A 24,559-nucleotide genomic window follows, 5' to 3' on the forward strand; every position below is an offset into this window, starting at 1 on the left:
CCGGGGGTGGCCGAAGCGGCTCACGACGCCAGGTAACGTGGGGTCATGGCGATGACGGCGGGGCGGGGCGTTGTGGCCCTCGGTGCCGTCGCGGTGCTCCTCCTGATCGGCGCCGCACTGGCGTTCTTCGTCGATCCCTTCGCCCGGACGCCGCGCGAGGTCGATCCGGTCGCGGAAACGGTCGCGAGAGTGCTGCTGGTGCTCGCCGTCGCGTGGGTCGTGATCGGAATGCTCGCCGCTCGCACGCGCCTGGTCGGAAGGCCCGGTGCCGCCGCAGCCCGTGCCACGTGGATCGCCTCGACACGGCCCTGGCGCGCGCGCGAGTCGACGCTCGGCGTGCTGCCGCTGGACCGGTGGTTCATGATCGTGATCCCCGGCGGCCTGCTCGTGGCCACCCGAATCGTTCAGGCGCCGCGCGAAGGATTCGGAAGCGTGGTGCTCGCGATCGCGGGATGGCTCGTCTTCGCGGTGGCGGTGCGGTTGCTGCTGGGTGCGCGGTCACCGTGGCCCATCATCGCGGCCGTCGGCGGCGCGCTGGTTCTGCGGTGCATCGTCACGCTCGCGGCCCTGGCCTTCTCTGGCCCGGGCGGCGCCTGGCACGACCTGTGGTCTCTGCCGGCCATCCGGATCGTCTACCTCACGGTCGCCTTCGCCCTCGTGGCGTGGGTCTTCGTCGTCGCGGGCTGGTCGCTCGGCCCGCAGCTGGGCCCACGTCGCGCGGCCGGTGTCGCGCTCGCCGGCGTGGGAAGCGCCTTCGCGCTGCCGGCGATCACCGCCGTCGTCATCGGCACCGGCGATGCGCTGCGCTCGTGGAACGCCCAGGTCGGGGTCCTGCCGTGGCACCTGGCCAGCCTTTCCGGCATGTACGAGGAGCGGTTCCCGACGGTGATCGCCGCCACCGTGGCGGGCCTCGGCAGCCTGCTGATGGTCGCCGGCATCATCTTCGCGCTGCCGTTGCGCGAGCGCGAGCGCCGTCGTCGACCGTCGTCGGTGTGAACCTCAGCCGGCGAGCGTGCGGTCGAAGGGACCTCCGCGTCGAATGTCGCGCACCTCTTTGCCGAGCGGCATGAGCGAGACCGGAACCAGCTTGAAGTTCGCGATGCCGAGCGGGATGCCGATGATCGTGAGGCACAGCGCCAGCCCCGTGACGATGTGGCCGAGAGCGAGCCACCACCCCGCGAGGATGACCCACACCACGTTGCCGAGGAACGAGCCCACCCCGGCGGTGCGTTTGGACACGATCTCGCGACCGAACGGCCACAGGGCGTACAGCCCGATGCGGAAGGACGCGATCCCCCAGGGGATTGTGACGATGAGGATGCAGAGCACGACGCCGGCCGCCAGGTAGCCGAGGAACAGCCAGAATCCCGAGAGGACGAGCCAGAGGACGTTGAGGATCAGGCGCATGCACCGATTCTCTCGCGTCGGGGCTGTGGCATCCGGAGCTTGCGAAGAAGACCGCGGCGAGATCGGGACGCAAGCGGCTGCCGCGCGTCGTGGTGAGCGGTACTCTGACGGCAACCGCAACCGGAGGAGACCCATGAGCGATCACGTCGCCGCCACGCCCGAACGTCGCGTGCTGTCGAGCTTCACCGATTACACCGGCGCGCAGACGGCCGTCGATCGCCTCGCGGATGCCGGGTTCCCGGTCGAGCACACCTCGATCGTCGGTCACGGCGTGCGCATCGTCGAGCAGATCACCGGCCGCATGACCCGCGGACGGGCGGCGGGCTACGGGGCGGCCTCCGGCGCCTGGTTCGGCCTGCTCATCGGCCTGATCCTGGGTCTTCTCGTCCCGTTCGGGTCGTGGCTCGTGCTCCTGCTGTGGGGCCTCGTGCTGGGCGCGGTCTGGGGCGCGGTGTTCGGTTTCGCCGGGCACGCCCTGACCGGCGGCCGCCGGGACTTCTCGTCGGTGCAGGGTCTCGAGGCCGAGCGGTGGGACGTCATGGTGGATGCCGAGCACCTCGGGCGCGCGCAGTCGCTGCTGTCGTCGACGCCGCCGGATCCCGCGGCCTGAGGCGCCCCCGCCGTCGCCGCTCCCGCGACCTGACGGTCGACTGCCTCCGCCGCTCCCGCGACCTGACGGTCGACCGCAGGGCCGGGCCACCGTGTCGGAGGCCACGCCTAGACTTGTGGCGCCATGACCGACGCCTCCACGCCCCTCATCGTCGGTGCCTCCGCACCCTCGGAAGCCCGACCCGACGCCGACCTGCTCGAAGGACTGAACGGGCCGCAACGCGAGGCCGTGACGTATCGCGGTCAGGCGTTGCTCATCGTCGCGGGTGCCGGGTCGGGCAAGACCAGCGTGCTGACCCGACGCATCGCGTCCCTGCTGCGCACGCGCGAGGCGTACCCGAGCCAGATCCTGGCGATCACGTTCACCAACAAGGCCGCCGGCGAGATGCGCGAGCGGGTCCACCAGCTCATCGGCCAGCGAGCCGACGGCATGTGGATCTCGACCTTCCACTCCGCGTGCGTGCGGATCCTGCGACGCGAGGCGCAGCAGTTCGGCTTCACCAAGGCGTTCACGATCTACGACTCGGGCGACTCCCGCGCGCTCATCAAGCGCCTCGTGAAAGAGCACGAGGGCGACGCGTTCGGTCTGACCCCCGCCGGCACGCAGAGTCGCATCTCGAAGCTCAAGAACGAATTGGCCGATGCCGAGTCCTACGCGCGGCAGGCCAACACGAGCGACCCCGCCGAGCGCGTCTTCATCGAGATCTTCGCCGCCTATCAGCGCGAGCTGCAGCGCGCGAACGCGTTCGATTTCGACGACCTCATCGCTCAGACGGTCTACCTCTTCCGTGCTTTCCCGCAGGTGGCCGACGTGTACCGCAAGCGGTTCCGCCACATCCTGGTCGACGAGTACCAAGACACCAACCACGCGCAGTACGCCCTCATCCACGAGCTGACCCGCCCGCCGGGCAGCGACGCCGAGCCGATGTCGGCGGGCGGCATGATGATCTTCGAGGCCGAGCCCGCGGCCGAGAGCGGTGCGTCGCTCACCGTCGTCGGTGACTCCGACCAGTCGATCTACGCGTTCCGCGGCGCCGATATCCGCAACATCAGCGAGTTCGAGCGGGACTATCCCGGTGCGAAGGTCGTTCTGCTCGAACAGAACTACCGGTCGACGCAGAACATCCTGTCCGCCGCGAACGCGGTGATCTCGAACAACTTCGACCGCAAAGACAAGAAGCTGTGGACCGACGTGGGCGCCGGTGACCCGATCATCGGGTTCACCGGGTACTCGCAGCACGACGAGGCGCAGTTCGTCGCCGACGAGATCGAGGCCCTCCACCGCAAGGGCGTCGACTACGCGCAGATGGCGGTGTTCTACCGCACGAACTCGCAGTCGCGTGCCCTGGAAGAGATCTTCATCCGGTCGGCCGTGCCGTACAAGATCATGGGCGGCACCAAGTTCTACGAGCGCGCCGAGATCAAAGACGCGCTCGCCTACCTCGTGGCCGTGGCCAACCCCGCCGACGAGATGGCCCTGCGCCGCATCCTGAACAAGCCCCGCCGCGGGATCGGCGACGTCACCGAGACCGCGATCGCCCGCTACGCCGCCGAGCACGGCATCACCTTCCGCGACGCCCTCGCCAACTCCCCGCAACTGGGGGTCGGTCCCAAGCTGCAGAAGGCAATCGACCAGCTCGACGCGGTGCTGAGCGAGGCCTCCGCCCTGATGCTCCCGGCATCCGGCGAGCTCGCCCCCTCGACCGCTGTCACCGAAGGCCTGACGCTGCTGCTCAACAAGAGCGGTTATTTCGATGCTCTGCGAGCCAGCCGTGATCCTCAGGACGAGGCGCGCCTCGAGAACCTCGACGAGCTCGTCGCCGTCACGCGAGAGTTCGCCCGCAACAACCCCGACGGCACGATCATCGACTTCCTCACCGAGGTGGCGCTGGTGGCGGATGCCGACGACCTTGACGACGCGTCGGGCTCGGTCTCGCTCATGACCCTGCACACGGCGAAGGGCCTCGAGTACGACGCGGTGTTCCTCACCGGTGTCGAGGAGGATTTGCTGCCGCACCGCATTTCGGCCGGTGAACCCGGCGGACCGCAGGAAGAGCGACGCCTGTTCTACGTGGGCATCACGCGGGCGCGTAAGCGTCTGCACGTGTCGCTGGCGATGACGCGCGCGCAGTTCGGCGAGGTCACGGTCGCCATGCCGAGCCGCTTCCTGCAAGAGATCCCCGCCGACCTCATCGACTGGCGTCAGTCGCCGGGCGATGTCAACGGCCGCGGCGGTACCCAGTCCCGCGCCCTCAACGCGCGGGGCCGCCGCCCCGGCCAGGGCGGGACGAGCGGCAGCCGGTACGGCGACGACCTCGTCCCCCTACCGAAGCGCGCGCCGGCCGACCCGAGCAAGTTCCCCAACCGCATCCCCGCCAAGGTGCGCGACAACGGCGACATGGAACTGGCCGCCGGGGATCGCATCCGCCACGACGACTTCGGCGAAGGGCGTGTGGATGCCATCACCGGTGAGGGCGCGAAGCGTGTGGCGCACGTGCGGTTCGACACCGTCGGAGCGAAGAAGCTGCTCGTCAAGATCGCGCCGATCTCCAAGCTGTGAGGCGGCGGGCGACACGCCGGTGTGGGGCTCGCCACGGCTAGGGTCGAACAATGGCACTTTTCTCGCGCCGCAAGAATTCCGATTCCGGTGATGTATCGGCCGACCGCCCCGAGGGTGTGATCGAACCGGGGGAGCAGCCCGTCGATCCCTCCGGCCCGGACGACGCGACCGTGTCGGACAGCACCGACGCGGAGGCTGCTCCGGTGCCGAACGTCACGATCTCGACTTCCTCGTTCCGGGGCGTGGGCGCTGTCGACGCAACCCCCGCCGCCGACGTGGCGCCCCCGGTCGCCGCGCGCCCTTCTGCTCGCCAGCCGGGGCCGATGGAGGCGCCCGAGGGATTCGAGTCCATTCCCGGTCTGCGCGACAACGCGTTGCTGGCCACCGCCCTCGGGGAGATCAGCGGCCAGGCCGAGGCCGCGCAGCTCCTCAACGTCGCGCGCCAGCTGCTGCAGGGACACGTCTTCCTGCGCGTCAAGGGCGATGCGCGAGCCCTCCTCGCCGAGGGCAAGGACCTCCCGCTCGCCATCGCGACCCGCGGCGAAGAGCAGCTCGTCCTCGCCTACAGCAGCGGTCAGGCGCTCACGCAGAGCGTCCAGGCCGACGGCGATCGCGACACCTCCGCGATGGGGCAGCCCGTCATGGCCCTGCTGCGACACGTCCTCGGCGGCCCCTATGCCGGCGTCGTGCTCGACCACGCGTCCGGCGACGCCCGTGCCGTGCTTCCCACCGCCCTGCTCGAGCGCATGGTGTCCGAGGCCGACCCCGACCTGCGCATCAAGACCGCGCTGAGCGAGAAGCGCACCGAGTCCACGGCATCCACGGTCGTCGACGCGATCCTCGCCGGTGCGCCGCTGTGGATCGCCGTGAATCAGGCCGCCGAAGACGGGCGCGTCGGCGTCGCCGAGTCGCGGACCGCCACGGGCGAGCGCTACCTCGAAGTGTTCTCGCACCCGCTCGAGCTGCTCGCCCTCGGACGCGGGGATCAGCCGGTGCCCCTCAAGATCGAGCAGCTGGCCAAGGCCATCGCCGGTGACGACGGGCTGACCGGCCTTCTCGTCGACCCGGCCGGGCCGTGGATCCGACTGAACCGCGACGACCTCGCGGGCGTGCTCGAACTCGCCGAAGCGGCGCAGTAGCCGCCCGGTCGGGTCTTTACGCCCCGTACAGCTCGCCGACGGGAACGGCGACCGGCAGGACGTTCCCGACGGGGGCGAGCGGACAGGCCCAGGCGGGGTCGTACGCGCACGACGGGTTGTAAGCGAAGTTGAAGTCGATGACGAGGGTGTCGGGCGTAGCGCCCGGGCCGAGGTCGGCGCCCTTGATGGTGTCGAGCAGGTAGCGCCCGCCGCCGTACGTTCCCCCGGGGCGACCGGCCGATGCGTCACGCACCGGCACGAACAGTCCGCCCCCGTACGACGTCAGCCTCCACACGTCGAGCGAGCCGGTGTCGGGGAGTTCGACACGGCCGATGCGTTCGAAGCCGACGTCGCCGTCGGTGCCGGTCGTGGCAACGAAGGACGCCTCCTCCGCCTCCTGCAGCGGCACCTCGAACCGCCATGCCGTGTCGTACGGTGCGAGCGGCAGCCCCAGGAAACCCTCGCGCTGCTCCGGCAGCAGGGGAGTGGCGGGGTGATCGGCGAACAGGGCATCGCGTTCGATGCGCCACAGCTCGTGCGCGTCTTCGGGGTCATCGGCGTCACGTACGGCCGCGTAGAGCGCGAAGATGCGGCGCCGCCAATCGGCGACATCGAGGGCGGTACGGAAGGTCATGTTCCGACTGTAGGCGTCCCGCCGCACCACCGGTCGCTCAGCGCGTGAGGTGCCAAGATTTGTCGCCTCGACCTGCGTCGAGGCGACAAATCCTGGCACCTCACGCGCGGGGCGGGGCAGACACGGCGCCGCCGGACCGTTAGCGTCGGGACATGGCATCCCCGCGCATCACGCTCACCGTGCCCGGCCCCGACGGCGATCGCGAGATCGGTCTGTCCAACCCCGACCGTGTGCTGTGGCCCGAGGTCGGGATCACCAAACGGGAGCTGGCGGAGTACCTCATCGCGGTGGCGGAACCGTTCCTCGCGGCCAACGGCGGCCGGCCGGTTTCGCTCGAACGCTTCCCCGACGGGGTCGAGGGCGAGAGCTTCTTCTCGAAGAACCCGCCGAAAGGGGCGCCGGAGTTCGTCGAGGCCGTGACCGTCACCTACAACAGCGGTCGGAGGCATCCACAGCTCGTCCTCACGGAGATCGGCTCGGCGGTGTGGGCGGCGCAGATGAACACCGTCGTGTTCCACCCGTGGGCGTCGCTGGCGAGCGACCCCGACCACCCGGTCGAGTTGCGCATCGACCTCGACCCGCAGCCGGGCACCGGCTTCGCCGAGGCCGTCGTCGCGGCACACGAACTGCGGGCCGTGCTGCGCGAGGCCGGCCTCGAGGCGTGGGCGAAGACGAGCGGCAACCGCGGCTTGCACGTGTTCTGCCCGATCGAGCCGACCCATGAGTTCCTCGACGTCCGGCACGCGGTGATCGCCGCGGCCCGGGAGCTGGAGCGGCGGATGCCGGAGGCCGTGACCACCCACTGGTGGAAGGAGGAGCGGGGCGAGCGCATCTTCGTCGACTTCAACCAGGCCAACCGTGACCGCACCATGGCCGGCGCCTACTCTCCTCGGGCTCTGCCGTCAGCGACGGTGTCGACGCCGGTTGGATGGGACGAGCTGGATGCCGTGGACCCCGCGGCCTTCACGGTGCGATCGGTGCCCGAGCGGCTGGCATCCATCGGCGACCCGTGGGCGGATTTCGCCGCGAAACCGGGCCGCATCGACACGCTCCTGGAGTGGTGGCAGCGCGACCTCGACGCGGGCCTGGGCGAGCTCCCGTTTCCGCCCGAGTTCCCGAAGATGCCGGGCGAGCCGCCGCGGGTGCAGCCGTCGCGCGCCAAGACCCCGGCGGAGTAACCCCTCGCGGCGCCGGTCAGTCCAGGACGTCGCCGAGGTCGTACGCGCCGACCGTCTCGAGCTGCTCGAACGTGCAGGATCGGGCGTCGCGGTCGGGGCGCCAGCGTTCGAACTGCACGGTGTGGCGAAAGCGCATGCCTTCGAGCTGGTCGTACCGGACTTCGAGCACACGCTCGGGACGCAGGCGCACGAACGACACGTCTTTGGATGCCGAGAAGCGTGACCGATCGGTCTCGCCCACGACGGCTTCGCCCTCGGCATCCCGCTCGACGAGCGGTGCGAGTTCGTCGATGAGCTCGAGGCGACGTTTGTCGGTCCATGCGGACACCCCGCCGACGCCGTGGAGGCGGCCCGCGTCGTCGTACAGACCGACGAGCAGCGACCCGACGCCCTGACCGGATTTGTGGATGCGATAACCGAGCGCGACGACGTCGGCGGTGCGCGCGTGCTTGATCTTGAACATCGTGCGCTTGTTCGGTGCGTAGGGCTGCGCGAGCGGCTTGGCCACGACGCCGTCCAGACCCGCACCCTCGAACTCGGCGAGCCAGCGCTGCGCCAGCTCAGGGTCGTCGGTGGTGCGGGTGACGTGGACGGGGTGCGGCACCGATCCGAGAAGGTCGACCAGCTGCGCGCGGCGCTCTGCGAATGGCTCGTCCTGCAGGTCGCGGTCGCCCCGGGCGAGCAGATCGAACGCGATGAACATCGCCGGTGTCTGCTCGGACAGCAGCTTCACGCGCGAAGCGGCGGGGTGGATGCGCTGCGACAGAGCCTCCCAGTCCAGGCGTTGCGCGCCGGACTCACCGCGCGCGACGACGACTTCGCCGTCGATCAGGCACGGCTCGGGGAGCAGCCGGGCGAAGGCGTCGACCAGTTCGGGGAAGTATCGCGTGAGAGGTTTCGCACCGCGGCTGCCGATCTCGACATCGGTGCCGTCCCACGACACGAGGGCACGGAAGCCGTCCCACTTCGGCTCGTACGACAACCCGCCCGCGACCTTGCCGGGTTCGGGGACGGACGGCACGGCCTTCGCCAGCATCGGCGCGGGGATGTCGTACGGCATCGCGTCAGTCCTCGCTCTCGCCCCCGGCGAGGGGAACCGGGTTGCGGCGCTTCTTGCGGCGCGCCCACTCGGCGGGCTCGTCGGGGCCGTTCCAGACGCTGATGATGCCCCACGCCACCGCGGTCAGCGGCACCGCGAGGAGGGTGCCCAGGATGCCGCCGATCGCGGTGCCGCCGGCGAGGACCACGAGCACGACGAACGCGTGCAGCTTCATGGACCGGCCCATGAGGACCGGCTGGAGGAAGTTGCCCTCCAGCTGGTTCACGAGCACGACGATTCCGACGACGATCAGTGCCACGACCCACCCGTTGGTGACGAGGGCCACGAGGGCGGCGAGGATGCCCGCGGTCACCGCGCCCACGATCGGCACGAACGCGAGCAGGAAGACGAGTACGGCGAGCGGCAGCGCGAGGGGCACCTGCAGGATCGCCAGGCCGATGCCGATGCCGATCGCGTCGACGGCCGCGACCGACGCTGTACCGCGCACGTACGAGCCCAGCACCGTCACGGTCTTGTCGCCGATGCGGCGGGCGCGGTCGTAGTCGCTGCCGCGGAACGGACGGAGCACGAACTCCCACATGCGGGGGCCGTCCTTGAGGAAGAAGAACAGGATCACGACCATCAGCACGAAGCCCGTGATGAACGAGGCCACCGCGCTCACACCGGCGAGAGCGCCCGTGCCGAACTGAGCGCTCGTGACGAAGTCACCGATGCCCTGGAGTGCGGCGTCGACCTGGTCGGGCGGGATCGAGAACGGCAGGGTGTGGTACCAGTCCTGCGCCTGCTGGAAGCCCTCCACGGCCTGCGCGCTGAGGTAGCTCCACTGGTCGATGACGGCATTGACGACGAGCCACCCGAGCGCGCCGAGGACGACGACGACGGCGAGCAGCGTCAGCAACGTAGCCAGCACGGCCGGCACACCCTTGCGGCGCATCCACATCGTGACGGGGCCGAACGCGGAGGCGAAGATGAGCGCCAGGATCAGCGGGATGATGACCAGGGTCACCTGCTGAATCCCCCAGATCAGGCCCGCCAGCAAGATGACGACGATGATGATCTGCACGGCTCGCACCGCGAGCCGTCCGAACCCGTCGGACCACAGGCTGCGCGGCGGCGTCTGCTCGGTGTGGGTGATCGCCGACGCGACGGCGTCGCGGTGCGCGGGACGGCGAGAGAACAGGCTCATGCCACGACGGTAGCGGTGACCTCCGACATCGGCGACGCGGGTTGCGCGCGACCCCGGCGCGGATTAGGCGCCGGGGTCGTGGCATCCGGGATCAGGCGAACGCGCTCATGCCCGTGATGTCGCGGCCGAGGAGGAGCGCCTGCACGCTCTCGGTGCCCTCGTACGTGTGGATGGCTTCGATGTCGGCCATGTGCTGCATGACGCCGTTCTCCAGCAGGATGCCGTTGCCCCCGAGCAGATCGCGCGCGATCGCGGCCACGCGGCGGGCGGCGCGGGTGTTGTGGTACTTCGCGAGCGACGCCTGGGTGGGACGCAAACCGCCGGAGGTCTCGAGGTCGGCTAGACGACGGCAGTACAGCTGCATCGCGGTGAGCTCGTCGAGCATCTGCGCGAGGCGTTCCTGCACCATCTGGAACTTCGCGAGCGGTTTGCCGAACTGAATGCGCTCGGTGGCATACGTCCTCGCCGCCTCGTAGCACGCGGTCGCGTGACCGAGCGCGGACCACGCGACGCCGGAGCGCGTGGCGAACAGCACCGCCGACGCATCTTTGAAGGTGTGCGTGCCCGGGAGCACGGCATCCGCGGGAAGACGCACCCCGTCGAGGGCGATGTGGGCCTGATGGATGCCGCGCAGCGACACCTTGCCCGTGATGACCGTGCCCGTGTAGCCCGGGGTCTCCTGCTCGACGAGGAAGCAGCGGACCTTGTCGTGGTCGTCGTCGCCCTCGGCATCCACTCGTGCCCAGACGAAGGTGATGCCGCCGGAGGCGCCGTTGCCGATCCATTTCTTCGTCCCGCTCAGCGACCACCCGTCGTCGGTGCGGGTGGCGGTGGTCTCGAGGGAGACGGAGTCGGAGCCGTGATCGGGCTCGGTCAGCGCGAAGGCGCCGAGCACCGAGCCATCGGCGAGGGGCTGCAGCCAGCGCGCCTGCTGGTCGGGGGAGCCGAACATCGCCAGCGTCCGCAGCGCGAGACCGCCCTGCACCGCGAGGGCGGTGGCGAGCGACCCGTCGCCGCGCGACACCTCCATGTTCACCAGACCCGCAGCGAGCGGCGACGACGCGGGAAGGTCGGGATGCTCGATGCCGTCGGTGAACAGCTCGAGCTCGCCCATGCGCCGGAGAAGCTCGACCGGGTAGGTCGCGGCATCCCACTCGACCTGCATGCGGGTGCCGACCTCGTCGATGAAGGTCTTGGCGCGGTCCCATGCATCGCGATCGGCGTCAGGGATGTCGGCGAACACCGCGTAGTAGTCGGTGTCGCGGCGGCCGAGAAGGTCGTACGAGGCGATGCGCTCGCCGGGGAGCGTGCGGGGCTGGGCGTCGGTGCTCATGTACTCAGTATCGCTCATGGTGGTACTGGGTGTCACGGGGGGCGTGCTGGCGGGGCTTCGGTGTCCAGGACACGCGGATGGGTCTATGTGGCATCCGCGTGTTGTGGACACTGAGTAGGGGTGGGGTCGGGGGCGGCGGTGCTTGGCGACGGTGCGTGGGGTTCGGTGTCCAAGACACGCGGATGGGCGGGCGTCGCGTCCGCGTGTTGTGGACACTGAGTTGACCTGGGGCCCGAGCAGCTGTGGCGCGCGTCGCGTCGCGGCGTCACTGCCGGGTTCGGTGTCCAAAACACGCGGACGGGCCCGGGTGGCATCCGCGTGTTGTGGACACTCAACCTGCGAGGGAGCGCGCAGCGCGCGCGCCGCCCGGCTACTGCGGCAGGGTCGCGCGCAGGCGGCGCGTCACCTCGGCGGCCGGCATCCGCCGCGGGAACGCCGCGACGATGAGGTCGTCGCCCGCGGCATCGTCGCCGTCGGGGTGCACGCCGTACCGGCGCAGCACGTCGTCGAGAGCACGGCGGAGAGTGGATGCCGGCACCCGAGCGCCGCGCATGAGCCGGCGCAGCACGTGGTTGTGCACGGCGGTGACGAGGGCCGAGAAGCCGACGGCATCCAGGGGGTCGAGTCCGGGGAGCGCTTCGCGAAGGTACTCGTCGAACAGGCGCTCGTAGCGGAATACCGTCACGATCTCGCGGTCGCGGAGCACCGGCACCTCACGCACGATGGCGTAGCGGCGCCGCGCGAGCTCGGGGTCGGCGGCGAAGTGCCGGAACACCCGCATCGACGCGTCGCACACGGCGGCCCACGGGTCGTCGTGCGGCTGCGCCAGGAACGTGCGCGTCTCGTCGAGGAGCACCTCGTGGTCGGCGAACACCACGTCTTCTTTCCCGCCGAACTGGCGGAAGAACGTCGACCGCGACACCCTCGCAGCCTGCGCGATCTGCTCGACCGACGTCTGGTCGTACCCGCGCTCGGCGAAGAGCGCGATCGCGGCGGCCACGACCGCGGTGCGGCCGGGCGGGGTGGGAGCGTCGGTCATGACCGGAAGCCTACGACCGGGGCACGGGCGGCAGTCCGCGTCACGCGGGAGGAAACGGCATGTCGAGGGTCGATGTGGTCCCGGCGAAGACCAGCGAGGGTGATTTGCCGTGTCGGCCGTGGCGATTTCTCCGCCGGCGTGAGCCCAGGAGGTGCCGCCGTGGCTTGAGTGAGACAACGCGCCGCGTGGGCGCCCGGCGGGCCTCGTGAGGGATGCCACCCCGCCGGGCATGAGCGCCCGTCACGGTGCGTTCGCGCCACCGCAGGAGAAGGGACCGACTCGCATGGACCGCATGACGACCGGGCAGATCGCGCGCCTCGCGCTCGTGGGGGTGGCGACGGCGTGCATCGTCCTCTGGGTCGTCGGGATCATCATCGCGGGCGTCAATTACGCGGAGGCGTTCGCCGCGGCGCGTGCCACGACGGCGGAGGCGACGGTGTCCGAGGACCTCTTCGGCCTGCCGCTGTTCGAGGGAGGGCGCCGTCTGGGGCGCTTCGACATCCGCCCCGGGTGGGGGCTGCCCGTGCTGCTCATCGCACCGGCGGTCATCGGTATCGGGCTGTCCTTCATCGCCGCGGCGCGGCAGGGGTCGCGCGCGGAGGGTGCCCGGCGTCGCTGATCTTCTCCTGGACTCGCCGGAAACGCGGCCCGGAGTACCCGTCCCGTTCCACGTCCCCCAGGAACATCTCCACGGGCCGCACCCAGTGCGAGTAGTCGTCGTAGAGCTTGCGGTACGACACGAAGACCTCCTCGGTCTCCGAGTGCCTCGCCGTTCCGAACACCTCGTACCGCTGGCCCTTGAAGTGCTCGTAGATGCCGGGCTCTACCTCCACTCGGACTGCTCCTTCCGTGGCGCTTCCCGCGCCTCGCTCGCCGAGTATGGCATCCATGCGGATGGGCCGCTGTACCGGCTGACACTCGACACGCCAGCACGGAACGGGATGCATGCAACGCCGGATGCCACCCCACTCACCCCGCGAATCGGATGACACCCGCGATGACCAGCGTCACCGCCGTCGTCCACAGCGCGATCGCCGCGGCCTGCCACGCGATCACGCGCAGGGGCGGAACGCCGGTGGACGTGAGGGCGGCGGCCGTGAACTGCGTGGGGAGCAGCAGCGGACCGAGGAGGCTCACGCCCGCGGTGCCGTAGCGGTGGTAGGCCCGCTCGAACTTCTGCCGACGCGGGGATTGCGGCTCGGCCGAGCCCCCGCGGCGGGTGGTGACGGCGGTGCGCACGCGAGAGGTGGCCAGCACGACGACCGCGACGCACAGCAGATTGCCGACCGCGCCGGCGATCGCCGCGACGACGGGATGGATGCCGCCGATGATGCCGATCGCTGCGGCCCCCTCGCCCTCGATGAACGGCACCGCACCGGCGAGAGCCACGATGAGGGGCTGCACGAGGTCGGGCACGGCGGCGACGAGATCTTGGAAGCCGAGGATGAGGTCGGACAGGGGGTTCGTCATGGGGTGCTCCGGGGGTCGGTTCGCGGCGGGTTCCGCGGTGATTCCATCCCAGCGACAGCGCTGCGATCGGGGCAGTGTCGCCGCGTCACCGGCATCCCGGAAGAAGTGCCGCCTCACCCATGACGAATGTCACGGCCGTACAGTGGCCGGGGTGAGCACCCCCGCCGCCACCACGTCGTACGCCCGCGATGTCCGGGTGACCTGGTGGTACACGGCCGGGTCGATCCTGCTGTTCCATGTGACGGCGATCGGGATCTGGTCGGTGCCGATGCTCGTGCGTCCGACCCTGCTGCCGGCGCCCCTCGCGATCGGCCTGTTCTTCGCCGGTTCGGCCGCTTCGTTCGCCGCGGCGACCGCTCTCCTCACGCGGTACCGGCGCGAGCCCGTGGACGGCGGGGACGACATCCGAACCCGTCCGCCCTGGGTCCTCGTCCTCGTCGGAGTCGCCGCGGCGACGGCGATGGCGTTCGGCACGGGGTCGGTGGTCCTGGGCACGTGCATCGCGGCCTACATCCTGTGCCTGGTGCGGTGGCGCAACGGCATCCGTCTGCGCCTGGTGACCCTGCTCATGGTCGTCATCGTCGCCGTCTGGATCGTGGATGCCACCCGCGTCACCCCCGCGGGCGACGCCGCCGCCCTGTTCGGGATCGTGCTGTTCGTCGCGCTGCTGCCGACGATCGCGGCGACCTCGCTCTGGTGGTGGGACATCGTGCGCGAGCTCGACCGCGCGCGCCGTGCGGAGGGGCGCCTCGCCGCCGCGCAGGAGCGGCTCCGCCTCGCGAGCGACCTCCACGACCTCCAGGGCCACCACCTGCAGGTGATCGCGCTGCAGCTGGAACTGGCCGAGAAGATGATGGGGCGCGACCCCGAGGCGGCCGTCGAGCAGGTGCGAGCCGCACGCGCCAGCGTCGACGAAGCGCGCCGCGGAACACGCGACCTCGCGACCCGTTTCCGGGGTGTGCCGCTGCCCGACGAACTCGCCAACGCCGCCGACCTGCTCCGCGCCGCCGGCCTCACGGTCGAGCTGCTGATCGACGCCGAGGCCGGCCGCGCGCCGGCTGACGTGCTCGGCCCGGTGATCCGCGAGGCGACGACCAATGTGCTCAAGCACGGCGGGGGAGTCTCGGCATCCCTCGCCCTCGCCCGCCACCGCGGCGAGTGGGTGCTCACCGTCGAGAACGACCTCCCGTCACCCGACTCGCCCGCGGGCGAAGGAGCGGGCCTGGCTGGAATGGCCGAGCGCGTCGGCTCCGTCGGAGGATCGATGGATGCCGCCCGCGCGGGCGACCTGTTCCGGGTCACGGTGCGGGTGCCCGAGGAGGTGCGCGCGTGATCCGGGTGCTCATCGCCGACGACGAGGACATGATCCGCACGGCGCTCGCCGCGCTCCTGCGGCTGGAAGACGACCTCGACGTCGTCGCCGAATGCCGCGACGGCGAGACCGCGCTCGCCGAAGCGGAGCGTCTGCGCCCCGACGTGTGCCTGCTCGATCTCGAGATGCCCGGAATGGACGGGGTCGACACCGCCGCGCGCATCCTGCGACGCGTCCCCTCGCGCTGCGTCATCGTGACGCGCCACGCCCGGCCCGGTGTGCTGCGGCGGGCGCTCGGGGCCGGAGTCGACGGGTTCCTGCCCAAGTCGCGACCGGCGGATGACGTGGCCGCCGTGATCCGCGAGGTCGCCGCCGGGCGCCGGTACGTCGACCCCGAGATCGCCGCCGACGCCCTGAGCGACGAACGCAGCCCCCTCACCGACCGGGAGCTCGACGTGCTCCGCGCCGGCGCCCGAGGGGAGACGGTCGCCGAGATCGCGGCATCCCTGCACCTGTCGGCCGGCACCGTGCGCAACCACGTCTCGTCGGTGCTGGGCAAACTCGGTCTGGCGAGCCGGCAGCAGGCGACGATTCACGCGCGCGAGCGCGGGTGGATCTGACGCCGGACGCGTCCGGGCCATTCAGCCCCGTCTAGTAGGGTGGACCCCTGGCGAGATCTCTTGATATCGAGAGATTCGTCTCCTCCCACCACCGATCGCCCAGCGAAGGATTGTCCGTGGATCTGTACGAGTACCAGGCACGTGATCTGTTCGAGAAGTACGAGGTGCCGGTGCTCGCCGGCATCATCGCCGACACCCCTGAGGAGGCGAAGGCGGCCGCGGAGAAGCTCGGCGGTGTCGTCGTCGTCAAGGCTCAGGTCAAGACCGGAGGCCGCGGCAAAGCCGGCGGCGTGAAGGTCGCCAAGACCCCCGACGAGGCCTTCGAGGCCGCGCAGGCCATCCTCGGCCTCGACATCAAGGGCCACGTCGTCAAGCGCGTCATGGTCGCCGCGGGCGCCCGCATCGCCAAGGAGTTCTACTTCTCGGTGCTGCTCGACCGCGCCAACCGCTCCTACCTGTCGCTGTCCAGCGTCGAGGGCGGCATGGAGATCGAAGAGCTCGCCGTCGAGCGTCCCGAGGCGCTCGCCCGGGTCGAGGTCGACCCGCTCGAGGGCATCACGCCCGAGAAGGCGCTCGAGATCGCCAAGGCCGCGAAGTTCGACGACGAGCTGGCCCCCAAGGTCGCCGACGTCTTCGTCAAGCTCTACAACGTGTACAAGGGTGAGGACGCCACGCTCGTCGAGGTGAACCCGCTCATCCAGTCCGAGGACGGCGACATCATCGCCCTCGACGGCAAGGTCTCGCTCGACGAGAACGCCGGCTTCCGCCACCCCGAGCACGAAGAGCTCGAAGACAAGGATGCCGCCGACCCGCTCGAGGCCAAGGCCAAGCAGCACGACCTCAACTACGTCAAGCTCGACGGCCAGGTCGGCATCATCGGCAACGGCGCGGGCCTGGTCATGTCGACCCTCGACGTCGTCGCCTACGCCGGGGAGAACCACGGCGGAGTCAAGCCGGCCAACTTCCTCGACATCGGTGGCGGCGCCTCGGCGACCGTCATGGCCGCGGGCCTCGACGTCATCCTCGGCGACGAGCAGGTCAAGAGCGTGTTCGTCAACGTCTTCGGTGGCATCACCTCGTGCGTCGCCGTCGCGGAGGGCATCGTGAAGGCGCTCGAGATCCTCGGCGACACCGCCACCAAGCCGCTCGTGGTCCGTCTCGACGGCAACCAGGTCGAAGAGGGTCGCGCGATCCTCGCCGCCGCCAACCACCCGCTCGTGACCCTCGCCGCCGGTATGGACGAGGGCGCCGACAAGGCCGCCGAGCTGGCCAACGCGTAAGGGATACGAAGATGTCGATCTACCTCAACAAGGACTCCAAGGTCATCGTCCAGGGCATCACCGGCGGTGAGGGCACCAAGCACACCGCTCTCATGCTCAAGGCCGGCACCAACGTCGTCGGTGGCGTGAACGCCCGCAAGGCCGGCACAACGGTCGCGCACAAGGATGCCGCCGGCAACGACGTCGAACTCCCCGTCTTCGCGTCGGTCGAAGAGGCCATCCGCGAGACCGGCGCCGACGTGTCGATCGCGTTCGTGCCCCCGGCCTTCACGAAGGACGCGATGGTCGAGGCCATCGACGCCGAGATCCCGCTGCTCGTCGTCATCACCGAGGGCGTGCCCGTCGGCGACACCGCCGAGGCGTGGGCCTACGCGAAGTCGAAGGGCGAGAAGACCCGCATCATCGGGCCGAACTGCCCCGGCATCATCACCCCCGGTGAGGCGCTCGTCGGCATCACGCCCGCGAACATCACCGGCAAGGGCCCCATCGGCCTCGTGTCGAAGTCGGGCACGCTGACCTACCAGATGATGTTCGAGCTGCGCGACCTGGGCTTCTCGACCGCCATCGGCATCGGCGGCGACCCGGTCATCGGCACCACGCACATCGACGCGCTCGCCGCGTTCGAAGCCGACCCCGAGACGAAGGCGATCGTCATGATCGGCGAGATCGGCGGCGACGCCGAGGAGCGCGCGGCCGACTTCATCAAGGCGAACGTCACGAAGCCGGTCGTCGGCTACGTCGCCGGCTTCACCGCCCCCGAAGGCAAGACCATGGGCCACGCCGGCGCCATCGTCTCCGGCTCCGCCGGCACCGCCCAGGCGAAGAAGGAGGCCCTCGAGGCCGCCGGTGTGAAGGTCGGCAAGACGCCGTCCGAGACCGCCGCCCTGATGCGCGAGATCATCGAGAGCCTCTGACGCTCCCGCTCCCGGGCCCGGATGCCATTGGCATCCGGGCCCTTTGCTGTTTCGGCGTGTGCGTTCGACCCGAACGTGTGCGTTCGCCGCGGGCGACGGAGCCCCGCCGACCGGGCCGCGACCAGACGCGAATGGGGCCCGGATGCCATGGCATCCGGGCCCCAGAGACGGCGCGGGTCAGCCGAGCAGCGACTCCACAGGGCCGCGCGCGAAGAAGACGACGAAGCCGGCGGCCACGATCCACAGCAGCGGGCTCACCCGGCGGGCGCGACCCGACAGGGCCTGGACGACGACCCAGCTGACGAATCCCGCACCGATGCCGTTCGCGATCGAGTAGGTCAGCGGCATGACCGTCACGGTCAGGAACACCGGAACGAGGACCGACAGGTCGCTGAGGTCGACGTGACGGATCTGCCCCATCATGAGCGCCCCGACGATGACCAGCGCTGCGGCGGCGATCTCGGTGGGGACGATGCTCGTCAGCGGCGTGAAGAACATCGCGAGCAGGAACAGTCCGCCCGTCACGACGTTCGCGAGGCCCGTCCGCGCGCCCTCGCCGATGCCCGAGCCCGACTCGATGAACACCGTGTTCGACGACGACGACGTCGCACCGCCCGCAACCGCGCCGATGCCCTCGATGACCAGGGCCGATCGCAGACGCGGGAAGGTGCCGTCGGGGGATGCCAGTCCCGCTTCGCGGGAAAGCCCCGTCATCGTGCCCATGGCGTCGAAGAAGTTCGTGAAGACGAGCGTGAAGACCAGCATGAGCGCGGCCAGTACGCCGATGCGGCCGAACGAGCCGACGAGGTCGACCTGACCGACCAGCGAGAGGTCGGGGAGCCCGACCCACTGCGACGGCAGGGTCGGGACGCTGAGGCCCCACCCACCGGGGTTGTCTTCCGAACGGGCTCCGAGCTGGGCGATGGCCTCCACGACCACGGCGATCACGGTGCCGCTGAGCAGACCGATGAGCAGCGCGGCCTTGACCTTGCGGACCATGAGGACGGCCGTGATCAGCAGCGTGAGCACGAACAGCGCGGTCGGAATCGTCGCGATCGACCCCTGCACCCCCAGGCCCACCGGGGGCGACGAGAGTCCGGTGGCGGTGACGAGCCCGCTGTCGACGAAGCCGATGAACGCGATGAACAGACCGATGCCGACCGTGATCGCCGTCTTGAGCGCCAGAGGCACGGCCTCGAAGATCATGCGGCGCAGACCCGTGACGGCGAGCAGCACAATGATGAGGCCGTTGATGACGACCAGGCCCATCGCCTCGGGCCACGTGACCCCGCCGACGATGCCGACCGCGAGGAACGAGTTGATGCCGAGCCCCGCGGCGAAGGCGAACGGCAGGCGAGTGACCAGGCCGAACAGCATCGTCATCACGCCCGCGGTGAGCGCCGTGACGGCGGCGACCTGCGGGAAACCCAGCTCATTGCCGGCGACGTCGGGCGTGCCCGACAGGATGATCGGGTTCAGGATGACGATGTAGGCCATCGTCACAAAGGTGACTACGCCACCGCGCACCTCGGCGCCGACGGACGAGCCGCGCGCGGTGATCTCGAAGAACCGGTCGAGCGCGTTCTTCGGTGCGGGGGCGGCGGTGGTCTCGGGAGCGGACGTGCTCATGGAAAGCTCCAGGAAAAGAGGGGAGAGGCGATGCCGGGGAGGGGGAGCGGGCCTATCGTGGGGGACATGCCGCTCTCAGGAGAGTATCTGCCCAGTACCAGCGAATGGGCCCGCACGCAGGCCGAGACCTTCGAGGCCACGGGTGGCCAAGAGGCCGCGGAGCTGCGGGGTGTTCCCATCATCGTCCTCACGACCGTCGGAGCAAAAACGGGGGGCCTGCGCAAGACCGCCCTCATGCGCGTCGAGCATGACGGTCGGTATCTCGTCGTGGCATCCAAAGGAGGAGCCCCCGAGCATCCCGCCTGGTTCTACAACCTCGTGAAGAACCCGCGCGTCGAGCTGCAGGACGGCGACGTCAAGCGCGAGTACGAGGCGCACCAGGCCGAGGGCGCCGAACGTGACGAGTGGTGGGCGCGGGCGGTCGCGGTCTGGCCCGACTACGACGAGTACCAGCGCAAGACCGAGCGCCGCATCGAAATCTTCGTCCTCGAGCCCGTCGACTGACCGCCCCGCGTGAGTCGCCAGGATTTGTCGCCTCGGAAGCCCCGTAGGCGACAAATCTTGGCGACTCGCGCCACTCGGGCGACTCGCGCGAGACGCGCGAATCGCTCCGCCCGCCGCGCCTGAGGGGCGGTGTCGGACGGCGCGGGTAGGGTCGGTCTGCTCATGCATCGTCTCCTCGTCGCCCTCCTCGCCGCCCTCGACGCGCTCCTGGCCGCCGCGGTCGGCCTCGCCGTCGTGCTGGCCCCGTTGGCGCTCCTGTGGGTGTTCGCGCTGGGTGACGCCGACTGGTCGGCGTTGTGGCCCGCTGCGGCCGCCGTGTGGCACCTGGGGCACTTCGTCCCGGTCACGGTGACCCTGCCTGACACGTACCTCGCGGCGACGGGGGTCGACCCGGCGCTCGCGACGTTCACGCTGTCGCTCGCCCCCCTCGCTTTCGCCGCCTTCACCGGGCTGTTCGCCGCACGCTCCGGCACGCGCGCAGCCGAGTCGGGCGCGGCGCTGACCGGCTGGCTGACCGGGTCGCTCGTCTTCACAGGGCTCGCCGCGCTCGTCGCGGTGTCGTCGTCCGCCCCGCTGGTGTCGTTCGAGGCCTGGCACGCGATCCTGTTCCCCGCACTCGTGTTCGCCGTCCCGGCGCTCGTGGGCGCCGCCACCGGGGCCTGGCGGGTGGGCGACGACGGTCCGGTCGATCGGCTCCGCGGCTGGCGCGACCGGATGCCGGCATCCTGGGCGCCCGTGCCGACCCTCATCCTGCGAGGCCTCGCGGTGGTCGCCCTCGGCCTGATGGCGGTGGGCGGGATCGTCGTCGCGGCGGGTCTTCTCGCGCGGGGACAGCAGATCATCGGCCTGTTCCAGGCGAGCAACGTCGACGCGGTCGGTGCGACCGTGCTCGCCCTCGGCCAGCTCCTCTACCTTCCGACGCTGGTGCTGTGGGCGGTGGCGTTCGCCGCCGGTCCCGGGTTCGCCGTGGGCGTCGGCACCGCGGTGACCCCCGCGGCGACGCAGGTCGGGGCCATGCCGGCGATTCCCGCCCTGGGCATCATTCCGGAGGCCACATCGCCCTGGTTGCTGATGCTGGCGCTGCTTCCCGTCGCCGTCGGCGCGCTGACCGGATGGATCCTGCGGTCTCAGTTTCCCGAGCGCGACGGGCACGCGCCCGTCGGGCCGCGGCTCACGGTCGCGCTGTCCATCGCCGTCCTGACCGGGGGAGCGGGGGCGCTGATCGCCGTTCTCTCGAGCGGGGCGATCGGCCCCGGCCGCCTGGCCGCGACGGGTCCGGAGCCGGGGCCGCTCGCGCTCGCCCTCGGCCTCGAGGTGCTGGTCGGCCTTTCCATCCTGCTGCTCTCGCCGCGCCCGCCGCGGTCGTGGCGCGGGTCGGCGGAGGTCCCCAGCGGCTCACTCACGAGCGAGCTCGAGCGCGAGCGGGAGCTCGACCACGACGAGGCGCGGATGCGATGGTCCGGCTCCGCGCCCGCGGCACCGTTCGCCTGGGCCGTCGAAGCGGCGGATGACCGCGCACACACCGACGCCGAGGACAATCCGGCGGGTGACCTCGCGCACGCCGCGGAGGCCGATCCACCCCCGGGCCCGCACGCCGACGACGACGTGCAGGCGCGGATCCGCGAGGCCTGGGCGCGCATGGAGCCGCTTCCCCGCGAGTGGGGCGACGGCTCCGGAAGCGACGCGACCGACGGCCGCGACCCGCGCCCCGTAGACTGACCTCCGTGCTCACGGTCGCCGTTCTCATCTCCGGCACCGGCTCCAACCTCCGCGCCCTGCTCGAGGCGGCTGCCGCCTCCGACTTCCCGGCGCGCGTGATCGCGGTCGGTGCCGACCGCGAAGCCGAGGGCTTTGCCCACGCGGAGCACTTCGGCATCCCGACCTTCCTGGTGCCGTTCGACGCCTTCGGGTCGCGGGCCGAGTGGGGCGCCGAGCTCGGCGCGCAGCTGCGCGTGTGGCAGCCCGATCTCGTCGTGCTGAGCGGACTCATGCGCCTGCTGCCGGCCGATCTCGTCGCCGAGTGGGAACCACGCATCATCAACACCCACCCGGCCTACCTGCCCGAGTTCCCCGGCGCCCACGGCGTGCGCGATGCGCTTCGCGCGGGCGCGACCCAAACCGGTGCGAGCGTCATCGTCGTCGACTCGGGCGTCGACACGGGGCCGATCCTCGCGCAGGAGCGGATCCCCGTCCTCCCCGGCGACGACGAGACCTCGCTCCACGACCGCATCAAGCCCGTCGAACGACGTCTGCTGATCGACGTCGTCCGTCGCATCGCCGAGGGCGACCTCGATCTGGATGCCGTGGCATCCCGCACCCCCTGAACCTCGCGGCGGCCACCCGCCCGCGCCTTCCGAACCCCGACACGAGACACAGGAGCCGCAGCCATGGCCGGACCCCGCCACGACCCCGCCGACTACCGTCCCCGTGACGTCGTCCCCATCCGCCGCGCGCTGGTGTCGGTGAGCGACAAGACCGGACTGCTGGACTTCGCCCAGGCACTCGCGGGGGCCGGCGTCGAGATCGTCTCGACCGGCTCCACCGCCGCGACCATTCGTGACGCCGGTTTCGACGTCACCGACGTCTCCGCGGTCACCGGATTCCCCGAGTCGCTCGACGGCCGTGTGAAGACCCTCCACCCGAGCGTGCACGCGGGGCTCCTCGCCGACCTGCGCCTGGCCAGTCACGAAGCGCAGCTCGAAGAGCTCGGCATCCTTCCGTTCGAGCTCGTCGTGGTGAACCTGTACCCGTTCGTCGAGACCGTGGCCTCCGGAGCCGAGGGCGACGACGTCGTGGAGCAGATCGACATCGGGGGCCCCGCGATGGTGCGCGCCTCCGCCAAGAACCACGCCAACGTCGCCATCGTCGTCTCGCCCGAGTCGTACCCGGCGATCGTCGAGGCCCTGCAGCGCGACGGCGGCACCTCGCTCGTCCAGCGTCGCGAGCTCGCCGCGCGCGCGTTTTCGCACACCGCCGCGTACGACACGGCCGTGTCGACGTGGTTCGCCGAGGGGACGCTCGGCGACGACATCGACCTGCCGGCGCACCTGACCATTCAGGCCGAGCGCCTGTCGACCCTGCGGTATGGGGAGAACTCGCACCAGCGCGCGGCGATCTACACGCGCGTCGGCGGCCACGGCATCGCCCAGGCGACGCAGCTGCAGGGCAAGGAGATGTCGTACAACAACTACGTCGACGCCGATGCGGCCCTCCGCGCCGCGTTCGACATGGTCAAGCCCGCCGTCGCCATCATCAAGCACGCCAACCCGTGCGGCATTGCGGTCACCGCCCCCAACGCTCTCGATCCCATCGCCTCGGCGCACCTGCGCGCGCACGAGTGCGACCCGGTGTCGGCGTTCGGTGGCGTCATCGCCGCGAACCGCACGGTGACGCTCAAGATGGCCGAGAACCTGCGCGACATCTTCACCGAGGTCATCATCGCCCCCGACTTCGAGCCGGAAGCCCTCGAGGTGTTCAAGCTGAAGAAGAACCTGCGCGTGCTGCAGCTGCCCGCCGACTGGCGGCAGGAGCCGATGGACGTGCGCCTGGTCTCGGGTGGTCTGCTCCTGCAGGACGCCGATCGCTTCCCCGACGACATCGAGTCCGTCGCCAAGAACTGGGAGCTCGTCTCGGGCGAGCGGCCCGTCGACGAGGACATGACGAACCTGATCTTCGCGTGGAAGGCCTGCCGCGCGGTGAAGTCGAACGCGATCGTGCTCGCCAAGGGATCCGCGACCGTCGGCATCGGCATGGGTCAGGTGAACCGCGTCGATTCGTGCCGCCTGGCGGTGGAGCGAGCCGGTGACCGTGCCGCCGGCTCGATCGCGGCATCCGATGCCTTCTTCCCGTTCGCCGACGGGCCCCAGGTGTTGATCGACGCGGGGATCTCCGCGATCATCCAGCCCGGCGGTTCAGTGCGGGACTCCGAGGTCGTCGATGCGGCTCGGGCCGCCGGCGTGACGATGTTCTTCACGGGAGAGCGGCACTTCTTCCACTGACGCCGCTTCCGGCGGGGTTTGGGGCGCAATTCGCCGTTTGGGGCGGGGGATGCCGCGCCCCAAACGCCGTTTCGCGCCCGAACCTCGCGTCGCCGGCTCAGGCGCTGAGCGCGATGAGCTTCGCGATCGTGTTGGCGTTGCGAGCGGTGCCGGTCACGCCGAGGCGCTTCTCGAACCATCCCGCCTGCAACGTGGAGCCGCCGATCCCCTCGGGGTAGCGGACGAACACCTCGCGGCCGTCGAGCACGGCCTCCTCGGGGATGCCACCGGGGAGATCCAGTCTCACCGCGGGGACGGAGTCGAGGAACACCGTCTGCACCCATCGTCCTTCGGCCGCATCGGCGAAAGGATTGCGCGCGTGCGCGTCCACCAGCTCGGCGTGCGAACGCACGAGCACCGGAAGGTCGAAGCCGAAGCCTCCGCGCACGGCAGCCTGAATCGTCCCGGCGACCTCATCGGGGGAGCGGCCGCCATCGTCGAGCACGATGTTCCCGGCCACCTGCAGCGTCGTGACCTCACCCAGGCCCGCGGATGCCAGCACCTCGCGTAGCGCGGACATCTTCAGGGCCGTGGGTCCACCGACCCCGCGTAGCAGTGCGACGGAACGCGCCATAGGCGTCAATCTACGCGGAGCGGTGCCGGGGACGCACGCAGACGTCAGGGCCGTACAGACCCAGGAACGACGAC

Annotated in this window: 24 protein-coding genes; 14 read left to right on the plus strand and 10 right to left on the minus strand. The window is 70.5% G+C overall.

The features are described 5' to 3' along the window. The first annotated feature begins 45 nt into the window (after positions 1 to 45). Positions 46 to 996: a hypothetical protein gene (locus tag P5G46_RS11860; protein ID WP_239274882.1), complete on the plus strand. Its 951-nt coding sequence runs from the start codon at positions 46 to 48 to the stop codon at positions 994 to 996. A 3-nt stretch (positions 997 to 999) separates the two neighbouring features. Here the strand turns inward: P5G46_RS11860 and P5G46_RS11865 are convergent, their stop codons facing one another. Continuing rightward, complete coding sequence (locus P5G46_RS11865; RefSeq protein WP_239274883.1) at positions 1,000 to 1,407, minus strand: YccF domain-containing protein; 408 nt, start codon at positions 1,405 to 1,407, stop codon at positions 1,000 to 1,002. Between the two features lie 133 nt (positions 1,408 to 1,540). Here P5G46_RS11865 and P5G46_RS11870 point away from each other — a divergent pair, with 133 nt between their 5' ends. From P5G46_RS11870 to P5G46_RS11880, 3 genes are all read left to right on the plus strand, one after another. Next, complete coding sequence (locus tag P5G46_RS11870) at positions 1,541 to 2,017, plus strand: YflT domain-containing protein (RefSeq protein WP_408905766.1); 477 nt, start codon at positions 1,541 to 1,543, stop codon at positions 2,015 to 2,017. A gap of 123 nt (positions 2,018 to 2,140) precedes the next feature. Further along, positions 2,141 to 4,576, plus strand: a complete 2,436-nt coding sequence (locus P5G46_RS11875) for an ATP-dependent helicase (RefSeq protein ID WP_408905767.1) — start codon at positions 2,141 to 2,143, stop codon at positions 4,574 to 4,576. A 50-nt stretch (positions 4,577 to 4,626) separates the two neighbouring features. Beyond that, complete coding sequence (locus P5G46_RS11880; RefSeq protein WP_408905768.1) at positions 4,627 to 5,715, plus strand: SseB family protein; 1,089 nt, start codon at positions 4,627 to 4,629, stop codon at positions 5,713 to 5,715. A gap of 16 nt (positions 5,716 to 5,731) precedes the next feature. Here P5G46_RS11880 and P5G46_RS11885 read toward each other — a convergent pair whose 3' ends face one another. Further along, positions 5,732 to 6,349: a DUF1684 domain-containing protein gene (locus P5G46_RS11885; protein WP_408905769.1), complete on the minus strand. Its 618-nt coding sequence runs from the start codon at positions 6,347 to 6,349 to the stop codon at positions 5,732 to 5,734. A 152-nt stretch (positions 6,350 to 6,501) separates the two neighbouring features. On the opposite strand from P5G46_RS11885, the gene ligD reads away from it, so the two are divergent. Then, positions 6,502 to 7,527, plus strand: a complete 1,026-nt coding sequence (ligD, locus tag P5G46_RS11890) for a non-homologous end-joining DNA ligase (protein WP_375094670.1) — start codon at positions 6,502 to 6,504, stop codon at positions 7,525 to 7,527. Positions 7,528 to 7,543: 16 nt separating this feature from the next. On the opposite strand, the gene P5G46_RS11895 is transcribed toward ligD, so the two are convergent. The 4 genes from P5G46_RS11895 to P5G46_RS11910 form a co-directional block, all read right to left on the minus strand. Then, positions 7,544 to 8,587: an ATP-dependent DNA ligase gene (locus P5G46_RS11895; protein ID WP_239274889.1), complete on the minus strand. Its 1,044-nt coding sequence runs from the start codon at positions 8,585 to 8,587 to the stop codon at positions 7,544 to 7,546. Between the two features lie 4 nt (positions 8,588 to 8,591). Further along, a complete protein-coding gene (locus tag P5G46_RS11900; RefSeq protein WP_408905770.1) occupies positions 8,592 to 9,773 on the minus strand; it encodes an AI-2E family transporter in 1,182 nt (393 codons plus the stop codon). Positions 9,774 to 9,864: 91 nt separating this feature from the next. Then, positions 9,865 to 11,106, minus strand: coding sequence for an acyl-CoA dehydrogenase family protein (locus P5G46_RS11905; RefSeq protein WP_408905771.1), 1,242 nt, complete (start codon positions 11,104 to 11,106; stop codon positions 9,865 to 9,867). 370 nt (positions 11,107 to 11,476) lie between these two features. Next, a complete protein-coding gene (locus P5G46_RS11910) occupies positions 11,477 to 12,145 on the minus strand; it encodes a TetR/AcrR family transcriptional regulator (RefSeq protein ID WP_239274892.1) in 669 nt (222 codons plus the stop codon). A 292-nt stretch (positions 12,146 to 12,437) separates the two neighbouring features. Between P5G46_RS11910 and P5G46_RS11915 the strand changes: the two genes are divergently transcribed. Next, complete coding sequence (locus P5G46_RS11915; RefSeq protein WP_239274893.1) at positions 12,438 to 12,764, plus strand: transcriptional regulator; 327 nt, start codon at positions 12,438 to 12,440, stop codon at positions 12,762 to 12,764. On the opposite strand, the gene P5G46_RS11920 is transcribed toward P5G46_RS11915, so the two are convergent. Both P5G46_RS11920 and P5G46_RS11925 read right to left on the minus strand, forming a co-directional pair. Continuing rightward, positions 12,712 to 12,978 carry a DUF1653 domain-containing protein gene (locus P5G46_RS11920; protein WP_408905772.1) on the minus strand — a complete coding sequence of 89 codons (267 nt, stop codon included), beginning with the start codon at positions 12,976 to 12,978 and terminating at the stop codon, positions 12,712 to 12,714. The two genes, P5G46_RS11915 and P5G46_RS11920, sit on opposite strands and share 53 nt — an antisense overlap. Positions 12,979 to 13,114: 136 nt before the next feature. Beyond that, positions 13,115 to 13,615, minus strand: a complete 501-nt coding sequence (locus tag P5G46_RS11925) for a small multidrug efflux protein (RefSeq protein ID WP_239274895.1) — start codon at positions 13,613 to 13,615, stop codon at positions 13,115 to 13,117. A 151-nt stretch (positions 13,616 to 13,766) separates the two neighbouring features. Here P5G46_RS11925 and P5G46_RS11930 point away from each other — a divergent pair, with 151 nt between their 5' ends. The 4 genes from P5G46_RS11930 (at position 13,767) to sucD (ending at position 17,741) form a co-directional block, all read left to right on the plus strand. Next, positions 13,767 to 14,948, plus strand: coding sequence for a sensor histidine kinase (locus P5G46_RS11930; protein WP_239274896.1), 1,182 nt, complete (start codon positions 13,767 to 13,769; stop codon positions 14,946 to 14,948). Then, positions 14,945 to 15,547, plus strand: a complete 603-nt coding sequence (locus P5G46_RS11935; RefSeq protein WP_408905773.1) for a response regulator transcription factor — start codon at positions 14,945 to 14,947, stop codon at positions 15,545 to 15,547. Before P5G46_RS11930 ends, P5G46_RS11935 begins: the two co-directional genes overlap by 4 nt. Positions 15,548 to 15,663: 116 nt before the next feature. Continuing rightward, positions 15,664 to 16,827: an ADP-forming succinate--CoA ligase subunit beta gene (sucC, locus tag P5G46_RS11940; RefSeq protein WP_228162458.1), complete on the plus strand. Its 1,164-nt coding sequence runs from the start codon at positions 15,664 to 15,666 to the stop codon at positions 16,825 to 16,827. Between the two features lie 11 nt (positions 16,828 to 16,838). Continuing rightward, entirely contained in the window at positions 16,839 to 17,741 is a 903-nt protein-coding gene (gene sucD, locus P5G46_RS11945) for a succinate--CoA ligase subunit alpha (RefSeq protein ID WP_239274897.1), read from the plus strand. Positions 17,742 to 17,918: 177 nt separating this feature from the next. Here the strand turns inward: sucD and P5G46_RS11950 are convergent, their stop codons facing one another. Beyond that, on the minus strand, positions 17,919 to 19,370 hold the full coding sequence (locus P5G46_RS11950; RefSeq protein WP_408905774.1) for an NCS2 family permease: 1,452 nt from the start codon (positions 19,368 to 19,370) through the stop codon (positions 17,919 to 17,921). A gap of 66 nt (positions 19,371 to 19,436) precedes the next feature. On the opposite strand from P5G46_RS11950, the gene P5G46_RS11955 reads away from it, so the two are divergent. From P5G46_RS11955 to purH, 4 genes are all read left to right on the plus strand, one after another. Next, on the plus strand, positions 19,437 to 19,874 hold the full coding sequence (locus tag P5G46_RS11955; RefSeq protein ID WP_239274899.1) for a nitroreductase family deazaflavin-dependent oxidoreductase: 438 nt from the start codon (positions 19,437 to 19,439) through the stop codon (positions 19,872 to 19,874). A gap of 162 nt (positions 19,875 to 20,036) precedes the next feature. Beyond that, positions 20,037 to 21,593: a cell division protein PerM gene (locus P5G46_RS11960; protein ID WP_408905775.1), complete on the plus strand. Its 1,557-nt coding sequence runs from the start codon at positions 20,037 to 20,039 to the stop codon at positions 21,591 to 21,593. A gap of 5 nt (positions 21,594 to 21,598) precedes the next feature. Further along, on the plus strand, positions 21,599 to 22,198 hold the full coding sequence (purN, locus tag P5G46_RS11965) for a phosphoribosylglycinamide formyltransferase (protein WP_408905776.1): 600 nt from the start codon (positions 21,599 to 21,601) through the stop codon (positions 22,196 to 22,198). A 63-nt stretch (positions 22,199 to 22,261) separates the two neighbouring features. Next, positions 22,262 to 23,872: a bifunctional phosphoribosylaminoimidazolecarboxamide formyltransferase/IMP cyclohydrolase gene (gene purH / locus P5G46_RS11970; RefSeq protein ID WP_408905777.1), complete on the plus strand. Its 1,611-nt coding sequence runs from the start codon at positions 22,262 to 22,264 to the stop codon at positions 23,870 to 23,872. Positions 23,873 to 23,969: 97 nt separating this feature from the next. Here the strand turns inward: purH and P5G46_RS11975 are convergent, their stop codons facing one another. Next, positions 23,970 to 24,485, minus strand: a complete 516-nt coding sequence (locus P5G46_RS11975; RefSeq protein WP_408905778.1) for a DUF1697 domain-containing protein — start codon at positions 24,483 to 24,485, stop codon at positions 23,970 to 23,972. Positions 24,486 to 24,559 lie beyond the last annotated feature (74 nt).

Source organism: Microbacterium mcarthurae, from assembly GCF_046064585.1.
GTDB classification, from domain to species: Bacteria; Actinomycetota; Actinomycetes; order Actinomycetales; family Microbacteriaceae; genus Microbacterium; species Microbacterium mcarthurae.

What these genes read in the sequence shown, in the direction of transcription:
- P5G46_RS11860 (WP_239274882.1), top strand. Translation starts at nt 46, where the DNA reads ATGGCGATGACGGCGGGGCGGGGCGTTGTGGCCCTCGGTGCCGTCGCG.
- P5G46_RS11865 (WP_239274883.1), bottom strand. Translation starts at nt 1,407, where the DNA reads ATGCGCCTGATCCTCAACGTCCTCTGGCTCGTCCTCTCGGGATTCTGG.
- P5G46_RS11870 (WP_408905766.1), top strand. Translation starts at nt 1,541, where the DNA reads ATGAGCGATCACGTCGCCGCCACGCCCGAACGTCGCGTGCTGTCGAGC.
- P5G46_RS11875 (WP_408905767.1), top strand. Translation starts at nt 2,141, where the DNA reads ATGACCGACGCCTCCACGCCCCTCATCGTCGGTGCCTCCGCACCCTCG.
- P5G46_RS11880 (WP_408905768.1), top strand. Translation starts at nt 4,627, where the DNA reads ATGGCACTTTTCTCGCGCCGCAAGAATTCCGATTCCGGTGATGTATCG.
- P5G46_RS11885 (WP_408905769.1), bottom strand. Translation starts at nt 6,349, where the DNA reads ATGACCTTCCGTACCGCCCTCGATGTCGCCGATTGGCGGCGCCGCATC.
- ligD (WP_375094670.1), top strand. Translation starts at nt 6,502, where the DNA reads ATGGCATCCCCGCGCATCACGCTCACCGTGCCCGGCCCCGACGGCGAT.
- P5G46_RS11895 (WP_239274889.1), bottom strand. Translation starts at nt 8,587, where the DNA reads ATGCCGTACGACATCCCCGCGCCGATGCTGGCGAAGGCCGTGCCGTCC.
- P5G46_RS11900 (WP_408905770.1), bottom strand. Translation starts at nt 9,773, where the DNA reads ATGAGCCTGTTCTCTCGCCGTCCCGCGCACCGCGACGCCGTCGCGTCG.
- P5G46_RS11905 (WP_408905771.1), bottom strand. Translation starts at nt 11,106, where the DNA reads ATGAGCACCGACGCCCAGCCCCGCACGCTCCCCGGCGAGCGCATCGCC.
- P5G46_RS11910 (WP_239274892.1), bottom strand. Translation starts at nt 12,145, where the DNA reads ATGACCGACGCTCCCACCCCGCCCGGCCGCACCGCGGTCGTGGCCGCC.
- P5G46_RS11915 (WP_239274893.1), top strand. Translation starts at nt 12,438, where the DNA reads ATGACGACCGGGCAGATCGCGCGCCTCGCGCTCGTGGGGGTGGCGACG.
- P5G46_RS11925 (WP_239274895.1), bottom strand. Translation starts at nt 13,615, where the DNA reads ATGACGAACCCCCTGTCCGACCTCATCCTCGGCTTCCAAGATCTCGTC.
- sucD (WP_239274897.1), top strand. Translation starts at nt 16,839, where the DNA reads ATGTCGATCTACCTCAACAAGGACTCCAAGGTCATCGTCCAGGGCATC.
- P5G46_RS11950 (WP_408905774.1), bottom strand. Translation starts at nt 19,370, where the DNA reads ATGAGCACGTCCGCTCCCGAGACCACCGCCGCCCCCGCACCGAAGAAC.
- P5G46_RS11955 (WP_239274899.1), top strand. Translation starts at nt 19,437, where the DNA reads ATGCCGCTCTCAGGAGAGTATCTGCCCAGTACCAGCGAATGGGCCCGC.
- P5G46_RS11960 (WP_408905775.1), top strand. Translation starts at nt 20,037, where the DNA reads ATGCATCGTCTCCTCGTCGCCCTCCTCGCCGCCCTCGACGCGCTCCTG.
- purH (WP_408905777.1), top strand. Translation starts at nt 22,262, where the DNA reads ATGGCCGGACCCCGCCACGACCCCGCCGACTACCGTCCCCGTGACGTC.
- P5G46_RS11975 (WP_408905778.1), bottom strand. Translation starts at nt 24,485, where the DNA reads ATGGCGCGTTCCGTCGCACTGCTACGCGGGGTCGGTGGACCCACGGCC.